Below are 18,837 nucleotides of genomic sequence, written 5' to 3'. Positions count from 1 at the left end.
TGGCCACGGCCGCATGCTGACGGCCGCGCCTCCAGCTCCGGTGGAGGACCGGTGCACCGGCGCCGCCGCCCCCGCGCGTCCGGCTCGACCGGTACTGCAGGGCCCCGGCGGACACTGCGCGCACCTGTGTTCGGAAGGGGGACACGCATGTACGACGTGATCATCGTGGGCGGCGGGTCGGCCGGCGGAGTGCTGGCGGCCCGGCTGAGCGAGGACCCGGACCGCCGGGTGCTGCTGCTGGAGGCCGGACCGGACGACCCCGTCTTCCGGGGGCCCGCCCATCTGTGGGGATACACCGGCGAGGACGGGCGGCCGCTGCCCCGCGGCCGGATCCTCGGCGGCTGCTCCGCGGTCAACGCCGCCATCGCCCTGCACGGCCGGCCCGCCGACCACGACGCCTGGGCGGAGCGGTGGGGGGTCCGCGGCTGGTCCCACGCCGACCTGGCGCCCGCCCGCCGCGCGGTGGCGGAGACCGTTCCCGTACGCCGCCCGGAGTCGCGCGAACTGTCCGGACTGAGCCGGGCGTTCCTGGACACGGCGGTGACCCTGGGGCACAAGCCGGTGGAGGACCACAACGCGCCGGACGCCCTCGGGGCCGGGCCGGTGCCGCTCAACGAGGCCGGCGGGGTGCGGCAGAGCACGGTGGTGACGCATCTGGCGGCCGCCCGCGGCCGGGCCAACCTCACCGTCCGCACCGATGCCGCCGTGGACCGGGTCCTCGTCTCCGGCGGCCGGGCGCGCGGCGTGCGGCTGGCCGACGGGCGGGAGTTCACGGCCGGGGTGACGGTGCTGGCGGCCGGCGCGTACGGCAGCCCGGCCGTCCTGCTGCGCAGCGGCGTGGGGGACCCGGCGGAGCTGCGCCGGATCGGGGTGGAGCCGGTGCTGGAGCTGCCCGGGGTGGGCGCGGGACTCCAGGACCATCCGCTGGTGACCCTGTGGCTGGAGGGGCCGGCGGGCATCACGTCACCGATGTTCCAGGCCCTGGTCACCGCGGGGGACGGCGTACCCGAGCTGCACTTCCTCGCCGGGGCGCCGCCGCCCGCGCCGGGACGCGGGGAGCCCGGCCCGGACCGGGAGCCGTTCGTCGTCAACACCGGTCTTCTCAGGCCGCGTTCGCGGGGCCGGCTGCGGCTGCGCTCGGCCGGCCCCGCCGACCCGCCGCTGATCGGCCTCGGCCTGCTCTCGGACCCGGCCGACCTGCCCGCGCTGCGCCGGGGTGTGCGCGAGCAGCTCCGCATGATCCGCACCGGGCCGCTGGCCGGGCTGGTGACGCGGGTCCCGGAGGGCACGCCGCACCCGGACGCGGACGACGCGGTGCTCGACCGGTGGATCCGGGCGAACACCGGCACCTATCACCATCCCGTCGGCACCTGTGCGATGGGCCCGGACCCGGCGGCGGGCGCCGTGGTCGACGAGCGGTGCGCGGTGCACGGGCTGGAGGGGCTGCGGGTGGTGGACGCCTCGGTGTTCCCCGAGGTCCCTTCGGTCAACACCAACCTTCCGGTGATGACCGCCGCCGAGCACGCCGCCCGCCGGCTCTGACCGGAGCGGGCCCACGGCACGAAGCCCACCGCACGGCGGCACACGGCACGGCGCGGCGGCTCCCCGTCCGGGGGCCGCCGCGCCGGGTCCGGGCGCGCGGGGCGTCACACCGACGTGACGACCTCGTCGTACTCCAGCCGCGGCAGCCGGGGGTGCCCGGCCTCGCCGGACGGCTTGCCGATGTTGAGGACCACCAGGGACTTGTGGGCGCCGCCGGGGAAGAACTCCCGGTCCATCGCCTCGGCGTCGAAGCCCGACATGGGGCCGACGTCCAGGCCGGCGGCGCGCAGGCCGATGATGAAGTAGGCGATCTGCAGGCCCGCGTTGAGCTTCGCGGAGTGGTCGCGGACGGCCACGTCCCCGTAGAAGACGTCCTTCGCCTGCGGGAAGAAGGGGAAGAGCCGCGGGAGTTCCTCGTGGAAGTCGATGTCCGCGGCGAGCACGGCCACCAGCGGGGCCCGGCCCGTCTTGTCGCGGTTGGCGTCGACCATGCACGGCAGCAGCCGGGCGCGGGCCTCCTCCGAGCGGATCAGGACGATGCGCAACGGGGTGGAGTTGAACTCGGTCGGACCGTACTTCACCAGGTCGTACACCGCGCGGACGGTCTCCTCCGCGACGGGTTCGTCCGCGAACTCGCTCGCGGTCCTGGCCGCACGGAACAGCAGGTCCTGGGTCTCGTCATCGAGTTTCAGCGGCGCGGACAGAGCAGTGGTCACGGCGGCTTCCTTTCCTCGGGGCCTGGGGTGGCACGTCGGCGTCACCTTCGCAGCGGGCGCTCGACCGGCGGTGGGGTGCCGCTGGCGCCCGCCGGCGCGGGTCCGTGAGCACAGATCCGCGGGCGCGGGACGGCGGGCGCGCCCGTACCCCGCGCCGGGGGGACGCGGGGTACGGGCGGTACGGGCGGTGCGGGCGGTGCGGGTCCCGCCCGGTGCGCGCGGCGCGGCGCGCGGCTCCGGGCGCTCAGCGCATGGAGCCGACCTGCTTGCCCTCGATGTGGCTCTGCACATACCGGTAGGAGCTCTCTCCGACCTTGGCGCCGAGTCCCTTGCTCGCCTCCGTGGCGGCCCTGAAGTGCACACCGCCCCAGACCCGGCTCTTCGCGCAGTCGTCGACCATCTCGTTCCAGTCGGTCCAGCGGATCGAGGTGTCCTTCGCGGGTGTCACCCCGGGCTCGATGTAGGAGCCGCCCTTCTCGACGTCGTAGCGGATGTCCGTCTTGTCACCGCCGCCGACGAGCTTGCCGACCTCGGCCTGGGCCGCGCAGAAGGCGGTGGAGCCCGAGGGGTACTCCGGGTGGTCGGACACCTGGAGGTAGCTCTGCCAGTCCTCGGCCGGCATGTCGTCGACCGTCCCCTTGCCGGGGCCGCCCCAGGCCCGCAGCTTCTCGCCCGCGTACAGGTACCGGATGGCGGTGAACGGCCGGGGCGCGTCGTACTTCCGCTTGTTGTACCAGGAGGCCAGCATCACGTCGAAGCCCGCGATGTGCGAGGCCGTGGCGCTGTGGATGAACTCCATCAGGTCGTCGCTGACCTCGCCCATGAAGCCGGAGGCGAAGATGAGTTTGTCGTTGAAGAACTCGGCCTTCAGCTTCTGCTCGTCGGTGAGGTTGGCGGAGGCCCGCAGTACCTCGTCCGCCTGCCGCTTGTAGGCCGCGCGGTTGCGGTGGTTGCTCGACCGGGGCTTGGGGACCAGCAGGTCCTTCGGGTCCGCGAACGAGTACGGCTCGGCGCGCCCGAGCTGGGCGGTGACGAACGACTGGGCGAAGAAGATGCCGTTCCCCGTGGAGACGATCGCCGGCTGCCAGCGCGAGGGGTTGCGGATCTTGTAGGGGGTGTTCACCGGCTTGTAGCCGGTGTAGTCGGAGTAGGGGCGCTGGTGGTACTTCTGCCCGCCCTCGTTGCCGAGCTGGTTCATGCCGTCGTTCTCGCGCTTCTCCACCACGGCGTTCCCCGCGGCGTTGCCGAGGCCGACCGGTGTGGTGCGGTCGGTGGAGTCGTCGTCCGGGTCGAGGCCCACGGAGGTGAGCATCTCGCGCCACTGCGCGTCGTAGGTCGGCATGAGGCTCTGCATGACCCGGTAGGTGGAGTACAGCATCGCCGTGTTGAGGTTCTTCTGCGTGGCCTCCGAGGCGGGACGGCGGCCGAGGTCGGAGTGGATGCCGACGGCGGTGGGGTGGTAGGGCGCGGTGGCGTCGAACCAGGAGCTCTCCATCAGCGCGGAGATCCGCAGGACGAGGGTGCCGTCCATGGCGACCTGGTTGATGTGCTTGCGCACCGCCGGGCCGACTCTGGGATAGATGACCTCCAGAGCCGAGTTCCCCTCGGCGAAGTCGAACGCCTGCCGGCCGTCGGCGGCCGCGGCGCGTTCGCCGTCGCGGGTCTCGGCCACCGCGAAGCCGGTGGTGGCCACGGCGAGCGCCGTGACGCAGGCGAGGACCAGGGTCCGCGGGGAACGGCCGCGTACGGGACGGTGTGGGTGAGTCATGGTTCGGACAACCCCTCTCGTGTCGGGCAACGGCCGGAAGGTGTCACGGGCTGCTCAACCTCCGGTGGAAAAGCCCTCGTCCGGCCGGCGCCCCATCGGCGCCGCGGCCGGCGGCGTCCGCCGGCGGCGGGACGCCGGGCCCGGCTCAGACCTGGCGTTCCGGCAGCTCGACCTGCAAGCCGTCGGTGTCCGGGGTCACCGGGAGCTGGCAGCTCAGCCGGCTGGCCGCGGTGCGCAGGACGGCGGTGCAGTCCAGCACCTCGTCCTCCAGCTCGTGCACGGGGGGCAGCGCGGTCTGCGCCTCCCGGGGGATGTAGACGTGGCAGGTGCCGCACATGCCCGCGCCCCCGCATTCGGCCACGATCCCCTCCACCCCCTGAGTGACCGCGCCCCGCATCACGCTGATGCCTTCGGGGACCTCCACGATCCGGCTCCGGCCGTCGGCGCTCCGGTAAGTGATCTTGGGCATGGCGGAATCTCCTCGCACAGTCGGTCGCGGGCGCGTCGGCCGACCGTGCCAACGCGGGCTGGTGCGGGGACGGAGAGCGCCTCGAACGGGGGCCGGGGATCGAGCCGCCTCCCAGCCCGGCTCCACCGCGCCACCGCAGCGTTCCGCCATGACACTCGAAACCAGAGACCCGAAAGCCGCGAGGACGGACGGGCCCGCGTCCGCCCGCCGGCCCGGGCTGATCCTCTTCGTCTGCTGCGCGGGCCAGTTCCTGGTGGTGCTGGACGGTTCGGTGGTCAATGTGGCCCTGCCGCTGATCGACCACAGTCTGGGACTGCGCGCGGACACCCTGCCCTGGGTGGTCAACGCCTACACGATCGTCTTCGCCGGTGCGCTGCTGCTCGGCGGCCGGCTCGCCGACCTGTTCGGCCGGCGCCGGATGTATCTGGCCGGGATCACCCTCTTCTCCCTCGCCGCCCTCGCGGGCGGCACGGCCGGTGATCCGGCCACGCTGGTCGTCGCCCGGGGGGTGCAGGGCCTCGGCGCCGCGATCATGGCGCCGACGACGCTGAGCGTCCTCGGCACGGTCTTCACCGATCCCCGCGCCCGGGCCCGCGCCTTCGGAATGTGGAGCGCGGTCGCCGGCGCGGGCGGCGCGATCGGGGTGCTGGCGGGCGGCCTGATCGCCGAGTGGCTGTCCTGGCGCTGGACCCTGCTCGTCAACGTGCCCGTCGGCATCCTGCTGTTCGCGCTGGCGGCCGTCGCCGTACCCCCGCGGGAACGCTCCGGGCGGGACCGCGACGGGGTGGACGTGCCCGGCGCGGTCTCCGTGACGCTCGGCCTGATGCTGCTGGTGTACGCCGTCGCGGGCACCGAGACGCACGGCTGGACCGCGCCGCGCACCGCCGGGCTGCTCGCCGCCGGGCTGGGACTCCTCGGGTTCTTCGTCCTGGACCAGGCGAGGATCGCCCGGCATCCGCTGGTCCCCCTCGGCATCTTCCGCATCCGGCAGGTGACCGCGGCCAACATCACGGCGTTCGCGTGCAGCGCGGCGCTCTTCAGCACCTTCTACTTCTTCACGCTGCTGCTGCAGAACGTCCTCGGCTACAGCCCGCTCCAGACCGGCCTGGCCTATCTGCCCATGACGGCGGGGCTGTTCGCGGGGGCCCGGGGCATCGCGCCGGTGGTGCAGCGGCTGGGGCCCCGGCCGGTCCTGCTCGCCGGCCATCTGCTGTCCGCGGCGGGGCTGGGCTGGCTCTCCCTGGCCGGTACGGACGCGACGTTCACCGGCGGGCTGCTCGGGCCGGGGCTGCTGCTGGGCGTGGGGCAGGGCATGGTCATGACCTCCCTGACGATCGCCGCGACCGCCGATCTGCCGTACCACCAGTCGGGGCTGGCCTCCGGCCTGCTCAACACCACGCGCCAGCTCGGCGGGGCCGTCGGCCTGGCGCTGCTGGTGACCGTGGCCAACGGCCGGGCGGCGGACCACTCCTCCGGCACGGGAGGCCCGGGCGCGGGCGGCGGTGCCGGCGAGGTGTCCCGCGAGGCGCTCGCCTCCGGCTACGGTCTGGCCTTCGCCACCGCGGCCGGCTTTCTCGCACTGGGCGTGCTCGGCGCCCTCGCGGTACCGCGCCGCAAGGCCCCGTCCGGCACGGACACCTGACCGGAGCCCCCGACGGCACGGAAACGGCCGCCCCGGCCGGAAGGAGATCCGGTCGGGGCGGCCGCCGCGTTGGTGCGTCGCCGGTGTGGTGCGGGCCGGCGTGGTGCGGTGGTGCGGGCCGGCGGTGCCGTCAGACGGCGGGCGCCGGGCCCGCGGCCGGCGCGGGTCCGGCGGCGGGCTCCTCCACGGAGCCCTCCGGCTCCTTCCGCCGGGGCAGCAGCGGCACGACCAGCGCCGCGAGCACCAGCAGCCCGGCGATGGAGGCCAAGGCGATCCGGAAGGCCCCCGCGAAGGTGAGCGCGGTGCCCTCCCGGTCGGCCTCGACCAGCGCCCGCTCCACGGCGGGCTGCGAGGCCAGCAGCGGCTCCTGGGTGCAGGCGGCGGGCGCGTCGCCGTGGCCGTCGGACTTGGCGCTCGCCTCGGCGCAGCGGGAGAACGCGGCGACCGTCTCGTCGGCCCGCGCCTCCGTGACGCCCGCGGCCACCAGGTCGGACCGCAGCCGCGGCCCCACCTCGTCGACGCTCGAAGCCGCCTGGCCGCCGAGCATCCCGAAGAAGACGACGCTGGCCAGGGCGACGCCGAAGGCGGCACCGAGCTGCTGGTTGGCGTTGAACAGGCCGGACGCGGACCCGGCGTCCTCGGACCGCACATCGGACAGCGCGATCTCGGGCAGCGGGGCGGCGACGAAGCCGAAGCCGACACCGAAGACGAGCAGCGGCAGCACCTGGTGCCAGAACGACACGTCGGCACCGAACTGCGCGGTCACCCAGACGTAGGCGGCGATGCCCGCCAGCATCAGCCCCACACCGGCGTGCAGCACCTTGCGCCCGAAGCGGGGCATCAGCACCGCCACGGAGATGCCGGCGCCCGGCGCGGCCCCCAGGCAGAACGGGACCCCGCTCAGCCCCGCGCGCAGCGGGGACCAGCCGAGGCCGAGCTGCATGTAGAGCGTCCACGACAGGAAGAAGATGCCCATGCCGATGTTGAACAGCAGGTAGACGCTGACGCCCGCGCTGAACCCCCGCTGCCCGAAGAGGCTCATCGGCACCAGCGGGTAGCCGCCCCGCCCGGTCTTGCGCCGCTGGTGGGCGACGAACAGCGCGGCGACCGGCACGGCCGCCGCCATGGAGACGAACCCCCAGGCGGGCCAGCCGAGTTCCCGGCCCTGCATGAGCGGGAAGAAGAGCAGTAACAGCGCGCCGGTGGCCAGCAGCACACCGGTGAGGTCGAGCCGGACCCGGCGGGGGTCCCGGGACTCCCGGATCACCCGGGCCCCGATGATGATGCCGGCAATGCCGACGGGGACGTTGATCAGGAAGATGGGCCGCCAGGCGAGCCCGAAGAGGTCCCAGTGCGTGAGCACACCGCCCATGACCATGCCCATGATGGCGGCGAGACCGCCGATGGCACCCGCCAGCCCGAACGCCTTGCCGCGTTCGCCGGCGGGGAAGGTGACGTGGATGATGGCCAGCACCTGCGGGATCATGACGGCCGCCGCGGCCCCCTGCACCAGCCGGAACACGGCGAGCTGCCAGGGTTCCTGGGCGATGCCGCAGAGCAGCGAGGCCAGGGTGAACCCGGTGATGCCGATCATGAAGATCCGTTTGCGGCCGTAGATGTCGCCCAGCCGCCCCCCGGTGATCAGCAGCAGCGCGAAGGCCAGCGCGTAGCCGGCGGTGACCCACTGAATGGCCGCGTAACCGGCGCCCAGCGTCGACTGGATGCTGGGCAGCGCCACGTTCACGATCGTGACGTCCAGCAGATCCATGAAGGACGCCACGAGCAGCACGGTGAGTGCGATCCAGCGGCGCGGGTCGGGGGGAGACTCCGGGGCGGCGGAGTCCTGCGGCGCGTCTTCCGGCAGCTGCCGGGGATCGTCGATCCCGTTTTCAACGGCCATGGTGAACCTTTCTGCTTCATGTGGTGAGCGGCATGCCGCACATGCCCGCTTGGTCACGGGGCTGGTCTGCGGGCCCCCGGACATGGTTCGGCCGCTCCCCGGCGCCATCAGGCTAGGGAGCGGCGCTGGACCGCCGGTCGAGTCCGGCTCGAGACATCCGAGGCCGGGCCCCTACCGGCGCTCCCCCGTTTCCCCCGGGCGCCGGCCGTCCCCTGCGCTGCCCGGCACGGGCCGGGGGCGGGTGTGCGGGCCGGCCCGGAGGCCGGCCCGGACGGTGGTTCTCAGGAGCCCCAGTCGGACCCCCGGCTGTCGCCCCGGTACGGCGAGTAGGGGCTGTCGGCGGCGGCGGTGAGGTCGGCACCGCCGTCGATGACGAGGATCTGGCCGGTGATCCAGGAGCTCTCCGGCGAGGCGAACCGGGCGATCCAGGGCGCCACGTCCTCGACCACGCCGGTGCGGCCGAGCGGGTTGGCCGCGGCGAAGCCCCGGAACAGCCCGTCGATCTGCTCGGTGGTGAGCCCGTTGGCGTCGTAGACCTCGGTGCGCACCGCCGAGGGCGCCACCGCGTTGACCCGGATGCCGCGGTTCGCCAGCTCCTTCGCCATGGTCAGGGTGAGGCTGTGGGCGCCGGCCTTGGTGACGGCGTACATCGAGGCGTACGGCTCGGGGTTGTGGCCGGCGACGCTGGAGACGAAGACGATGCTGCCGCCCGGCGAGGTCATCAGCGGCAGCAGCCGGGCGGTGAGGAGCACCGGGCCCAGCACGTTGGTCTCCAGCATCTCCCGCGCGTACGCCATGTCGGGATCGGCCACCGGGGTCTGCCGGTAGATGCCCGCGTTGTGCACGAGGACGTCGAGCCGCTCGCCGTGCGACCGCAGTTCCTCGATGACGGCCTGCGCCCCGTCCTCCGTGGTGACGTCGGCGGGTACGGCGACGATCGCGGCGTGCTCGGCGGCGACCTCGGCCAGCCGTTCCTTGCGGCGCCCGGTGATGATCACCGCGGCCGCTCCGCGCCGGGCGAACTCCAGGGCCGCGGCCCGTCCGATGCCGGTGCCGCCGCCGGTGACGACGACGTTCCGGCCGGCGAACTCGGCGGCGCCGTCCGGCGCGGGGGCGGTACCCGGGGAAGCTGCGGTCTCGGACATGGTCTTCGCCTCTCTGGTCGGGGGAGTCATGGGATCAGTCCTCGGCGATCGCGGGCCGCGGTGCTCCGGCGCAGACGGTGTGGCGCCGGTCCGGCAGCCGGCCGGTGAGCAGGTAGCGGTCCACCCGGTCGTCGACGCAGCGGTAGCCGCGCTTGCCGTAGATCTCGTTGCTGCCGTCGTCCGCGACCGTGATCAGCGGGTGGCCGAGCCGGGCGGCCATCGCGGCACCGCCCGCCCGGTGGGTCTGCGGGTCGTTCTCGGCCTGGACGACGAGGCCGGCGGGCCGGCCGGCGCCGCGGATGCGGGGCGGCGGCTGCGGGGAGTCGGTGCGGAAGGCGCAGACCCACGGCTGGGCCCGGGTCATGCCGAGGCCGTAGGGGTACCGCTCGCGGAACCGCCGCATGTCGCGTTCGTAGACGCCCGGTTCGCGCGGCCAGGGGGACTCGCAGGTGGCGGCCTCCAGGACGCCGGGGCGGAGTTCGGCCCCGGTGCCGGTTTCCGCTCCGGCCGCCGCCGGTTCCGCAGCGGCCGCCGCGGTGTGGGCCGGCGGGGCGTCGCCCGCCGCCAGGGAGGCGACCAGGGCCGCCAGATCGTCCCAGCGGGTGCGGTCGTTGGCGAGCGAGCCGACGGTGGCGTCGAAGGCGGTGCGGTTCATGCCGTTCACGGGCCGCTCGGCCAGCGCGGCGGCGGTCCGCTCCACGGTGGCCATCACCCGGCGCTGCGAGCCGCCGAGTCCGAGGGTGCCGTCGCGGCGGCCGGCCCAGCGGGCCCAGTCGCCGACGTTCTCGCGGATGGCGACGGCCTGCGCCATGAACTGCTGCCGCCAGGTCCAGTCCGGGTGCCGGACCGAGTCGAGGACGCTGCGGTCCAGGCGGTGCGGGAACAGGGTGCCGTACACGGCGGCCACATAGCTGCCGTAGGCGTAGCCGATGAGGTTGAGCTTCCGCTCGCCGAGGGCGGCGCGCACCCGGTCCAGGTCGCGGGCCACGCTGACGGTGCCGATGTGGCGGCGCTCCGCTCCGCCCGCCCGCGCGCAGCCCTGCTCGGAGGCGCGGGCGTCGGCCCACAGGCCGGCGAAGGAGGAGTCGGGGGTGCGGGAGTCGAACGGCACGGTGGGGGTGGTCACTTCGCAGTGCACGGGGGACGAGGCGCCGGTGCCGCGCAGATCGACGCCGATGAGGTCGTAGGCGGCGCGGAGCGGCGAGTCCGCGAAGCGCAGCGGCGCCCGGCGGCCCATGCCCTCGTTGCCGCCCGGGCCGCCGTTGACGGCGAGCAGCACGCCGCGCGGTCTGCCCTCCGCCGCCAGCCGGCTCACGGCCAGGTCGAGGGTGCGGCCGCGCGGCCGGGCGTGGTCGAGCGGCACCCGCACCGTGGCGCACTCCAGGCGCGCGTCGAAGTCGCAGCGCTCCCAGGCCGGTTGCGGCGGCCGGTGGGCCGCTCCGGCCGGGGCGGAGGCCGGGGTGAAGCCCGTCGCGCCCAGGCCGAGCAGGCCGGTGAGGGCGGCGGCGAGCCAGGCCCGGGTCCGGGTCCGGGTTCGGGTCCGGGTTCGGGTCCGGGTTCGGGTCGCGGTCCGGGTCGCGGTCCGCATCACAGACCGCCGAAGTGCTTGACGAGGGTCTCCCCCGCCATCCGGACGGTGTCCAGGTCGTGGGTGTCGGGCAGGTAGAAGACCAGCCCGTCCAGCCCCGCCTCGAAGTACTCGGCCACCTGCTCGGCGATCCGGTCGGGGCTGCCCGCCATGGCCATGCCGCCGAGCATCGGCGCCCAGTCGCCCATCGCCGCGCCCATCTCGTCGTAGCGGCGCCGCGCCTCCGCGTCGGACTCGTTGATCAGCAGGCACGACATCTTCGTCCGGGTGATCTCGGCCGGGTCGCGGTTCTCCGTCTCGCAGTGGCCGTCGAGCACCTTCAGTTTGTGGCGCACGGTGTCCAGGTCGCCGAAGAGGTTGCAGGCGTCCGCGTAGCGGGCCACCAGGCGCAGGGTGCGCTTCTCCCCGCTGCCGCCGACGAGGATGGGCGGGCCGCCGGGGGCCAGCGGGGGCGGCGAGTTGACCGCGCCGTCGACCCGGTAGTACTCGCCGGTGAAGACGGGCCGCTCGTCCCGGAACATCGGCCGGCAGATCCGCAGGGCCTCCTCCAGCCGGCTGAGGCGCTCGGCGTCCGGCGGGTAGTCGTAGCCGTAGCCGGTGTGTTCCTCCTCGTGCCAGGCCGCGCCGATGCCGAGCACCGCCCGGCCGCCGGAGATCACGTCGAGGGTGGAGACCGTCTTCGCCAGCAGGGCCGGGTTGCGGTAGGTGACGCCGGTGACCGTGGTGCCCAGCCGCACCCGGCTGGTCCGGGCGGCGAGGGCGGCCAGCATTGTGTAGGGCTCCAGGACCGGCTCGTCGGCCTGCCAGCCGATGCCCGGCACGGGCGCCTGGTAGAAGTGGTCCTGCGCCCAGATCGAGTCGAACCCGGCCTCCTCCGCGGTGCGCGCGATGCCGGTGACGCGGTCGAAGAGCTGGTGCGGCTCCACTCCCGGATAGTCGAACCGCGCTATCTGCAGCCCGAAGCGCAGCACGGGCCGCCGGCCCGTGCCGGACTCATCAGTGGTCCGCTCAGTCGTCTGCATGAACCGGCTCCTTCTTCCCGACGGTGACGTTGGCCGATACCGGTTCCGTACCGTCGCCCACCCCGGTGAAGTGCCGGTCGAGCACCGCTGGACCGGCCCGGCGCCCTCGCGCGGAATCATCCGGTGGCGCCCGGTGGGGCCCGCCGGCGGCCCGGTGCGCCGCTCCGCGGCCGTCCCTCCGTTCGACCGGCTCTCCAGCCGTTCTCGGGCCGCGCGGACCACGGTCCGAGCGGAGTCGCCCGCCGCAGCGAAGGAGAAGCCAGTGACCTATGAGCCCGTTCCCGCCACGCACCGGGAGGTGCGGCTCGCCCGGCGGCCGTCCGGTGCGCCCGCCCCCGGTGATCTGGAGGTCGTGGAGGCCCCGTTGCCGGAGGGCGAGGTGCTCGTCCGCAACGAGTGGATGCTGATGGCGTCCGCCTACCGCGAGTTGATGAAGGAGCGGCCGGGGCTGCCGCTCCCGCCGTTCCCGGTCGGCGAGGCGCCGACCGGGCGCACCGTCGGCACGGTGGTGCGCTCCCAGGACCCGGCGGTGCCCGTCGGTGCCCTGGTGGAGCACTTCCAGGGCTGGCGGGAGTACGCCGCCGGGCCCGGCGGCGCGTTCGCCGTCCGCGACCGGGACCTGCTGCCCGGTCCCGAGTACTTCCTGTCCAACGGCCCGACGGCTTGGCTCGGCATGGCCGAGATGGCCGAGGCCGGCCCGGGTGACGTGGTCTTCGTCTCGGGCGCGACGAGCGGGGTGGGCTCCGTCGCGGGCCAGATCGCCAAGGCCCGCGGGGCGCGGCGGGTGATCGGCTCGGCGGGCAGCAAGGAGAAGGCCGAGTATCTGGTGGAGGAGCTGGGCTTCGACGCCGCGTTCGACCGGCACGACGGCCCGGCGCTCGACCTGCTCCGCGAGCTCGCCCCGGACGGGATCGACGTGTTCTTCGACAACACCGGCGGCGAGCAGTTCGAGGCCGCGGTGCAACTGGCCCGTCCCGGCGCCCGGTTCGCGCTCTGCGGTGCGCTGGCCGGCCAGAACGGTGACGACACCTCGGCCGGGCGGCCCCGGCTGGACCTGCTGACGGCGATCAGCCGGCAGCTCGTCCTCCGGCCGTTCGCCTGCTTCCACACCCCGGATCAGATCGACGGCTGGAACCGGCAGTTCGCGCAGTGGCTGGACGAGGGCCGGTTCGTGTACCCGCGCACGGTGGTCGAGGGCGGGGTCGCCGGGGCTCCGCAGGCCCTGTCCGACCTGCTCGACCGGAAGTTCTACGGCAACGTCCTCCTCCGGCTCACCGGCGGCACGGACCGGATCGACGAAGGTGGTTCCCGATGACCAGCCCGACCAGCCCGACCAGTTCCACAAGCCCCGGCGGCCCGTCCGCGGCCGCCGTGAGAACCGGCCTGATCCTCGCCGTCTGCTGCCTCGGCCAGTTCATGTTCGTCCTGGACGTCGCCTCGGTGAACGTCGCCGTACCGGTGATCGCCGAGGCGCTCGGGTTCGACATGGCGGGCCTGCACTGGCTCTACAACAGCTACGCCATCGCCCTCTGCGGCTTCATGATGCTCGGCGGGCGGCTGGCCGACCTCTACGGGCAGCGGCGGGTCTTCCTCGCCGGCGGGGTGATCTTCACCGTGGCCGCCCTCGCCGGCGGGCTGGCGCAGGGCCCGGCGTCCATGGTCGCCGCCCGCGGCCTCCAGGGGCTCGGCGCCGCCATCCTGGTCCCGGTCACCCTGACCGTCCTGGGCACGACCTTCACCGGCGGCCCGCGCCGGACCCGGGCGTTCGGCCTGTGGAGCGGGGTGGCGGGCGGCGGTGCCGCCGTCGGCGTGCTGCTCGGCGGCATGATCACCGAGTGGTTCTCGTGGCGGGGCACCATGCTCGGCACCGCCGCGCTGGGCGTCGTCCTGCTCGTCCTCGTCGCGCGGGCCGTGCCGGAGCAGCGCAACACGGACGCCGTGCGCCAGCTCGACCTGCTGGGTGTGCTCTCCCTGACCGGCGGCATCGTGGCCCTGGTGTTCGGCATCAACGAGATCGAGGACCACGGCTGGGCCTCCGCCCGGGTGGTCACCGGACTGACGGCCGCCGCGGCCCTGCTGGCCCTGTTCCTGTACGACCAGGCGCGGATCGCCCGGCAGCCGCTGGTGCCGCTGACCGTCTTCCGCAACCGGTCGGTGTCCGCCGCGAACCTGGTGGCGGTCTGCGCCTGGGGCGCGCTGGGCACCATGTTCTACTTCATCTCCATGCTGTTCCAGGCGGTGCTGGGGTACAGCCCGCTGGAGACCGGCGCCGCCTATCTGCCGCTGGCCCTGGGCATCTTCACGGCGGCCCGCGGTGTCGCCGGCGCCGTGCTCCGCCTCGGCGCCCGCCCGGTGCTGATGACCGGTCTGACCCTGGCGGCTCTCGGCATGGCGTGGCTCTCCCAGGCCGGCCCCGGCACCGCGTACGCCTCGGGGCTGTTCGGCCCGCTGCTGCTGCTCGGCCTCGGCGAGGGCATGGTGCTCACGGCCACGACGACGGCCGCCACCGCGGGGCTCCCCGGCCATCTGGCCGGGCTGGGCTCGGGCCTGCTCAACACCACCCGGCAACTGGGCGGCGCGGTCGGGCTGGTGACGCTGGTAAGCATCGCCACCGGGCTGACGAACGAGGCCGCCGCCCGGGGCGAGGAGTTCCCGGAGGCCCTGATGGCCGGGTTCTCCCCGGCGTTCCTCTTCTCGGCCGCCTTCCTCACCGTGGGCCTGCTCGTCGCGCTCGCGGTCCCGGGCCGGGAGAGCGGCCGGAGCGTCCCGGTGGCGTCCGGGCGTCCCGCACCGGCGCGGGAGCCCGCTCCACCGGTGCCCGCCGAGGCGCGGCCCCGGGTCTGACCGGGCCCCGCCGGTCCGCCGGCGACGGCGACGGCCGGGCCCGTCCCCCGCGGTGGGGGACGGGCCCGGCCGTCGTGCGCGGGCGCCGGTTCACCTGCCCCGGTCGGCGGGGACGTCCGGCCGGGGCGCGCCGGCGCAGACGGTCTCCGCGCGGCGCGGCAGCACACCGGTCAGCAGATACGCGGTGACCCGGGCGTCGACGCAGCGGTTGCCCCGGACCGCGTACACGTCGTTGCTGCCGTCGTCGGCGACCGTCACCAGCCGGTGGCCGAGCCGCTCCGCCATCGCCCGGCCGCCCGCGTGCCGGAGCACCGGGTTGCCCTCCGCGTGCACCACCAGGCCCTTGGGATAGCCGTTGTTGCGGATGTACGGCGGGCGCTCGGAGGGGGTGAAGCTGCGGAAGGCGCAGACCCAGGGCTGCGCCCGGAGCACCCCGAGGCCGTACGGGTACTTCTCCTTGAAGCGGCGCATGTCCTCGCGGTAGACGGCCATGTCGGTGGGCCAGTCGTCCTCGCAGGTGGCCGCCTCCACCGCGCCGGGGCGCAGCTCGCCCTCCGGCTCCTCCCAGGGCTGGAGGGCGGCGTTCGCCCGCCGCTCGGTGTCCGGGTCGGACGGCCGGTGGACCAGCGCCGAGACCAGGTCGCCGAGGTCGTCCCACCGGGTCCGGTCGGCGGCGAGGGCGCCGACGGCCGCGTCGAAGCCCGTGCGGTCCATGTAGCCGACGGAGGTCTCCGCGAGGCTGTCCGCGGCCCGTTCCACGGAGGCGATGACCCGGCGGCCGGAGGTGCCGAGCCCGAAGTGCCCGTCGCGCCGGCCCGTCCAGGCCGCCCAGGCGTCCACGTTGTCGCGGATCGCGTAGGCCTGGCTCTTGTACTGGCCGCGCCAGTCGACCTCGGGGTTGCGCGAGGAGTCCAGCACGCTGCGGTCCATGCGCCGGGGGAAGAGCGTGCCGTACACCGCGCCGGTGTAGGTGGCGTCGCCGTAGCCGAGGAAGTTGAGTTTCCGCTCCCGCAGCACGGCCCGGATGACGTCCATGTCGCGGGCCACCGTCGCCGAGTTGAGGGTGCGCCGCACCGCGCCGCCGGTCCGGGCGCAGGCCGCCTCCTTGGCCCGGGTGTCGGCCACCAGAGCGGGGAAGGCGCTGTCGTCCGGCCGGGAGTCGAACTCGGCCGTCGGCACGGTCACCCCGCACATCACCGGCGCGGATCCGCCGGTGCCGCGCGGGTCGAAGCCGACCAGGTCGTACGCGGCGCGCAGCGGGGTGTCCGCCAGCCGCTGCGGGCTCTTGACGCCCAGCCCGCCGTCGCCGCCGGGGCCGCCGTTGAACGACAGCAGCACCCCGCGCCGCAGCGGGCTCGCGGTGCGCAGCCGGCTCACGGCCAGGCCGATCCGCTCGCCGCCCGGCTCGCGGTAGTCCAGCGGGACCCGCACGGTGGCGCACTCCATGCGGGCGTCGAAGTCGCACCGCTCCCAGCGGACGCGCTGCCGGTGGACCGAGCGGAGCGCGGACTGCTGCGCTGCCGCCTGCTGCCGTGCCGCCTGCTGCGGTGCCGTCTGTTGCGGCTGGGCGTGCACGGGGGTGAGCGCGGTGCCGAACACGGCGAGCACACTCGCGCCCGCCACCGCGGCTCCCCTGGTGCCCCGCCGTTCTCGTCTGATCCCCATCGGGCCGTCTCCTTCGTCGCTGTCATCCGGGTGGTCGCTGTCGTCCGGTGGTCGCTGTCATGCCGGCTGTCGCGGCTGCGCTGCCGCCGGCCGGCCACCGGAACCGTGCGGCGGCGGGGTCCAGCCACGCTCGAGGTCGGGTACAGCGGTCCGCTCCACCGGGTTTCCAGAGCGGCTCGGCCGCGGCCCAGCAGCCTGGGGGCCCATCCCCGTCCGTCTCGATCCCAGCGGGAGAAGCAATGAAGATTGGCATCGGCCTGCCGGTGCTCTCGCCCCACGCCGCGCTCGACTGGGCACGGCGCATCGACGAGGGCCCGTTCGACACCGTCACCGTCAGCGACCGGCTCGCCTACGACACCCCCGAGCCGCTGATCACCCTCGCCGCGGTGGCCGGCGCCACCTCCCGCGTGGAGCTGCGGAGCCAGGTGCTGCTGGCGGGACTGCGCGATCCGGTGCTGGCGGCCAAGCAGATCGCCACCCTGGACCGGCTGTCCGACGGGCGGCTCTCGGTGGGCATCGGGCTCGGCGACCGGGAGGACGACTACGAGGCCGCGGGGGCGCGGATGGCGGAGCGCGGCCGGCGGCTGGACGCCAACGTCGAGCGGATGCGGGCCGTCTGGGCGGCCCACACCGACCTGGCCGAGGAGGTACCGGGGCGGGTCGGGCCGCGCCCGTCCGCGCCGGGCGGCCCCCCGCTGCTGTTCGGCGGGTTCAGCGACGCGGCGGTGCAGCGCGTCGCGCGGTGGGGCGACGGGTATCTGAGCGCGATGGTGCCGGAGCTCTCCGAGGGCATGTTCCGCGAGGTGGAGAGCGCCTGGAAGGCCGCGGGCCGGGAGGGCCGCCCCGCGCTGGTCGCCCAGGCCAACACCGCCGTCGGCCCGGAGGAGCTGGTCGAGGGGGCGAAGGAGCGGATCGCCCGCTACTACTCCTTCCTCGACGACTCCGAGGCCCCGTTCACCGGCGCCATGGTGGCCGACTACACGCTGAGCACCCCGGAACGCGTCCGGCACGTGCTGGACACCTGCGGGGCGGCCGGCGCCGACGAGATGGTCTTCCTGTGCTGGTCACCGGATCCGGGCCAACTGGACGTCATCGCCGAGGCGTTGGGCTGAGGTGGCGGCGATGGACACGGAAGGCACCGACGCAACGCATCCCGGAGCCGCGGGCACGCCCGGAACCCCCGACACCCCCGGCTCACCCGGCTCACCCGGCGCCGCCGCGGGCGGGCCGGTCGTGATCGTCGGCGCGGGGCAGGCCGGCGCGGAGACCGCCGCCGCCCTCCGCGACCGCGGATTCACCGGGCCCGTCACCCTCGTCGGCGACGAGCCCGGCCCGCCCTACGGACGGCCGCCGCTCTCCAAGGGCTACCTCACCGGAAGCGTGGACCCCGGCGGACTCGCGCTGCGCCCGACCTCCTACTACCGGGACCACGGCATCGCCCTCACCGGCCGGGACCCGGCCGTCGAGATCGACCGCGACGGGCAGCGGCTCACCCTGGCCTCCGGCCGCGAACTGCCGTACGCCGCCCTGGTGCTGGCCACCGGCGCGCGGCCCCGGCCGCTGCCCGTGCCGGGAGCCGGCCTCTCCGGCGTGCTGGCCCTGCGGTCCCTGGAGGACGCCACGGCGATCCGGGACCGGCTGGCGGACGCCCGCGACGTCCTCGTCATCGGCGGCGGGTTCATCGGGCTGGAGGTCGCGGCGACCGCGCGCCGGTCCGGGGCCCGCGTCACCGTCGTCGAGGCCGGCCCGCGGCTGATGGCCCGGGCGGTGAGCGGCCCGATGTCCGCGTTCCTCGCCGGCCACCACCGGGAGCAGGGCGTGCGGGTGCTGCTCGGACGCGAGGTGACCGCCCTGCGCGGTGACGCGGCGGGCCGGTGCCGCGTCGCGGAGCTGGACGGCGGGGAGCGCGTCCCGGCGGACCTGGTCGTGGCCGGGATCGGGGTACTGCCCAACTGCTCCCTCGCCGCCGCGGCGGGACTGGCGGTCGGCGACGGCGTCCTGGTGGACGACCGGCTGCGCACCAGCGACCGGGCCGTGTACGCGGTCGGGGACTGCGCGCGGTTCCCCAGCCCGTACGCGCCCGGGCGGCTGCGCCTGGAGTCGGTGCGGAACGCCGTCGAGCACGCCCGCCGCGTCGCCGCCGTCCTCTGCGGCGACGCCCCGCCCCCCGCGGCCGTGCCCTGGTTCTGGAGCGAGCAGTACGCGCTGCGGCTGCAGATCGCCGGGATCACCCAGGGCCACGACCGTACGGCGGTGGCCGGCGATCCGGCGGCGGGCCGCTTCTCCGTGCTCTGCTTCCGCGGTGAACGGCTCGTCGGCACCGAGTCGGTGAACCGCCCGGCCGACCACATGGCCACCCGGCGGCTGCTGGAGTCCGGCGCCCCCGGCCCCGCCCCGGCGGACGCGGAGCGGCCCGGCTTCGACCTCAAGGCGTTCACCCGCAGCGCCCAGCCCGTCTGACACCGGACTTCCGGCATCCGGCATCCGGCATCCGGCGCGGAACGCACGGGAGGGGCGGGGAACCGGCTGCCGGTTC

Annotated in this window: 14 protein-coding genes; 6 read left to right on the top strand and 8 right to left on the bottom strand. The window is 74.9% G+C overall.

All coding sequences use genetic code 11. From position 1 onward, the window contains the following. The first annotated feature begins 147 nt into the window (after positions 1 to 147). Positions 148 to 1,542: a GMC family oxidoreductase gene (locus LIX60_RS20295; RefSeq protein WP_227959745.1), complete on the top strand. Its 1,395-nt coding sequence runs from the start codon at positions 148 to 150 to the stop codon at positions 1,540 to 1,542. A gap of 104 nt (positions 1,543 to 1,646) precedes the next feature. Here LIX60_RS20295 and LIX60_RS20290 read toward each other — a convergent pair whose 3' ends face one another. From LIX60_RS20290 to LIX60_RS20280, 3 genes are all read right to left on the bottom strand, one after another. Then, complete coding sequence (locus tag LIX60_RS20290; protein WP_227959744.1) at positions 1,647 to 2,258, bottom strand: malonic semialdehyde reductase; 612 nt, start codon at positions 2,256 to 2,258, stop codon at positions 1,647 to 1,649. 244 nt (positions 2,259 to 2,502) lie between these two features. Then, positions 2,503 to 4,026, bottom strand: coding sequence for a vanadium-dependent haloperoxidase (locus LIX60_RS20285; protein WP_227959743.1), 1,524 nt, complete (start codon positions 4,024 to 4,026; stop codon positions 2,503 to 2,505). Positions 4,027 to 4,171: 145 nt separating this feature from the next. Continuing rightward, positions 4,172 to 4,495 (bottom strand): 2Fe-2S iron-sulfur cluster-binding protein, encoded by a 324-nt coding sequence (locus LIX60_RS20280; protein WP_227959742.1) that lies wholly within the window; start codon positions 4,493 to 4,495, stop codon positions 4,172 to 4,174. 148 nt (positions 4,496 to 4,643) lie between these two features. Here LIX60_RS20280 and LIX60_RS20275 point away from each other — a divergent pair, with 148 nt between their 5' ends. Continuing rightward, positions 4,644 to 6,137, top strand: coding sequence for an MFS transporter (locus LIX60_RS20275; protein WP_227959741.1), 1,494 nt, complete (start codon positions 4,644 to 4,646; stop codon positions 6,135 to 6,137). 130 nt (positions 6,138 to 6,267) lie between these two features. Here LIX60_RS20275 and LIX60_RS20270 read toward each other — a convergent pair whose 3' ends face one another. The 4 genes from LIX60_RS20270 to LIX60_RS20250 form a co-directional block, all read right to left on the bottom strand. Beyond that, entirely contained in the window at positions 6,268 to 8,037 is a 1,770-nt protein-coding gene (locus LIX60_RS20270) for an MFS transporter (RefSeq protein ID WP_227959740.1), read from the bottom strand. Positions 8,038 to 8,318: 281 nt separating this feature from the next. Then, positions 8,319 to 9,212 carry an SDR family NAD(P)-dependent oxidoreductase gene (locus LIX60_RS20260; protein ID WP_227959739.1) on the bottom strand — a complete coding sequence of 298 codons (894 nt, stop codon included), beginning with the start codon at positions 9,210 to 9,212 and terminating at the stop codon, positions 8,319 to 8,321. A 4-nt stretch (positions 9,213 to 9,216) separates the two neighbouring features. Next, entirely contained in the window at positions 9,217 to 10,770 is a 1,554-nt protein-coding gene (locus LIX60_RS20255) for an alpha/beta fold hydrolase (protein ID WP_227959738.1), read from the bottom strand. After that, on the bottom strand, positions 10,770 to 11,792 hold the full coding sequence (locus LIX60_RS20250; RefSeq protein ID WP_227959737.1) for an LLM class F420-dependent oxidoreductase: 1,023 nt from the start codon (positions 11,790 to 11,792) through the stop codon (positions 10,770 to 10,772). The genes LIX60_RS20255 and LIX60_RS20250 overlap by 1 nt, the downstream gene beginning before the upstream one ends. A 262-nt stretch (positions 11,793 to 12,054) precedes the next feature. Between LIX60_RS20250 and LIX60_RS20245 the strand changes: the two genes are divergently transcribed. Together LIX60_RS20245 and LIX60_RS20240 are read left to right on the top strand one after the other, a co-directional pair. After that, positions 12,055 to 13,107: an NADP-dependent oxidoreductase gene (locus LIX60_RS20245; RefSeq protein ID WP_227959736.1), complete on the top strand. Its 1,053-nt coding sequence runs from the start codon at positions 12,055 to 12,057 to the stop codon at positions 13,105 to 13,107. Next, positions 13,104 to 14,636, top strand: a complete 1,533-nt coding sequence (locus LIX60_RS20240) for an MFS transporter (protein WP_227959735.1) — start codon at positions 13,104 to 13,106, stop codon at positions 14,634 to 14,636. The genes LIX60_RS20245 and LIX60_RS20240 overlap by 4 nt, the downstream gene beginning before the upstream one ends. Before the next feature lie 90 nt (positions 14,637 to 14,726). Here LIX60_RS20240 and LIX60_RS20235 read toward each other — a convergent pair whose 3' ends face one another. Then, positions 14,727 to 16,301, bottom strand: coding sequence for an alpha/beta fold hydrolase (locus LIX60_RS20235; RefSeq protein WP_227959734.1), 1,575 nt, complete (start codon positions 16,299 to 16,301; stop codon positions 14,727 to 14,729). 239 nt (positions 16,302 to 16,540) lie between these two features. On the opposite strand from LIX60_RS20235, the gene LIX60_RS20230 reads away from it, so the two are divergent. Both LIX60_RS20230 and LIX60_RS20225 read left to right on the top strand, forming a co-directional pair. Then, on the top strand, positions 16,541 to 17,413 hold the full coding sequence (locus LIX60_RS20230; protein ID WP_227959733.1) for an LLM class flavin-dependent oxidoreductase: 873 nt from the start codon (positions 16,541 to 16,543) through the stop codon (positions 17,411 to 17,413). Positions 17,414 to 17,423: 10 nt separating this feature from the next. Next, on the top strand, positions 17,424 to 18,761 hold the full coding sequence (locus LIX60_RS20225; RefSeq protein ID WP_227959732.1) for an NAD(P)/FAD-dependent oxidoreductase: 1,338 nt from the start codon (positions 17,424 to 17,426) through the stop codon (positions 18,759 to 18,761). Positions 18,762 to 18,837 lie beyond the last annotated feature (76 nt).

This window comes from Streptomyces sp. S07_1.15 (genome assembly GCF_020739505.1).
Lineage (GTDB): Bacteria > Actinomycetota > Actinomycetes > Streptomycetales > Streptomycetaceae > Streptomyces > Streptomyces xinghaiensis.
This window is presented reverse-complemented; position numbering and strand designations above follow the sequence as displayed.

Excerpts from the sequence above, each read along its gene's own strand:
- LIX60_RS20280 (WP_227959742.1), bottom strand. The coding sequence starts at position 4,495 with ATGCCCAAGATCACTTACCGGAGCGCCGACGGCCGGAGCCGGATCGTG.
- LIX60_RS20240 (WP_227959735.1), top strand. The coding sequence starts at position 13,104 with ATGACCAGCCCGACCAGCCCGACCAGTTCCACAAGCCCCGGCGGCCCG.
- LIX60_RS20255 (WP_227959738.1), bottom strand. The coding sequence starts at position 10,770 with ATGCGGACCGCGACCCGGACCGCGACCCGAACCCGGACCCGAACCCGG.
- LIX60_RS20275 (WP_227959741.1), top strand. The coding sequence starts at position 4,644 with ATGACACTCGAAACCAGAGACCCGAAAGCCGCGAGGACGGACGGGCCC.
- LIX60_RS20285 (WP_227959743.1), bottom strand. The coding sequence starts at position 4,026 with ATGACTCACCCACACCGTCCCGTACGCGGCCGTTCCCCGCGGACCCTG.
- LIX60_RS20270 (WP_227959740.1), bottom strand. The coding sequence starts at position 8,037 with ATGGCCGTTGAAAACGGGATCGACGATCCCCGGCAGCTGCCGGAAGAC.
- LIX60_RS20225 (WP_227959732.1), top strand. The coding sequence starts at position 17,424 with ATGGACACGGAAGGCACCGACGCAACGCATCCCGGAGCCGCGGGCACG.
- LIX60_RS20295 (WP_227959745.1), top strand. The coding sequence starts at position 148 with ATGTACGACGTGATCATCGTGGGCGGCGGGTCGGCCGGCGGAGTGCTG.
- LIX60_RS20230 (WP_227959733.1), top strand. The coding sequence starts at position 16,541 with ATGAAGATTGGCATCGGCCTGCCGGTGCTCTCGCCCCACGCCGCGCTC.
- LIX60_RS20250 (WP_227959737.1), bottom strand. The coding sequence starts at position 11,792 with ATGCAGACGACTGAGCGGACCACTGATGAGTCCGGCACGGGCCGGCGG.
- LIX60_RS20235 (WP_227959734.1), bottom strand. The coding sequence starts at position 16,301 with ATGGGGATCAGACGAGAACGGCGGGGCACCAGGGGAGCCGCGGTGGCG.
- LIX60_RS20260 (WP_227959739.1), bottom strand. The coding sequence starts at position 9,212 with ATGACTCCCCCGACCAGAGAGGCGAAGACCATGTCCGAGACCGCAGCT.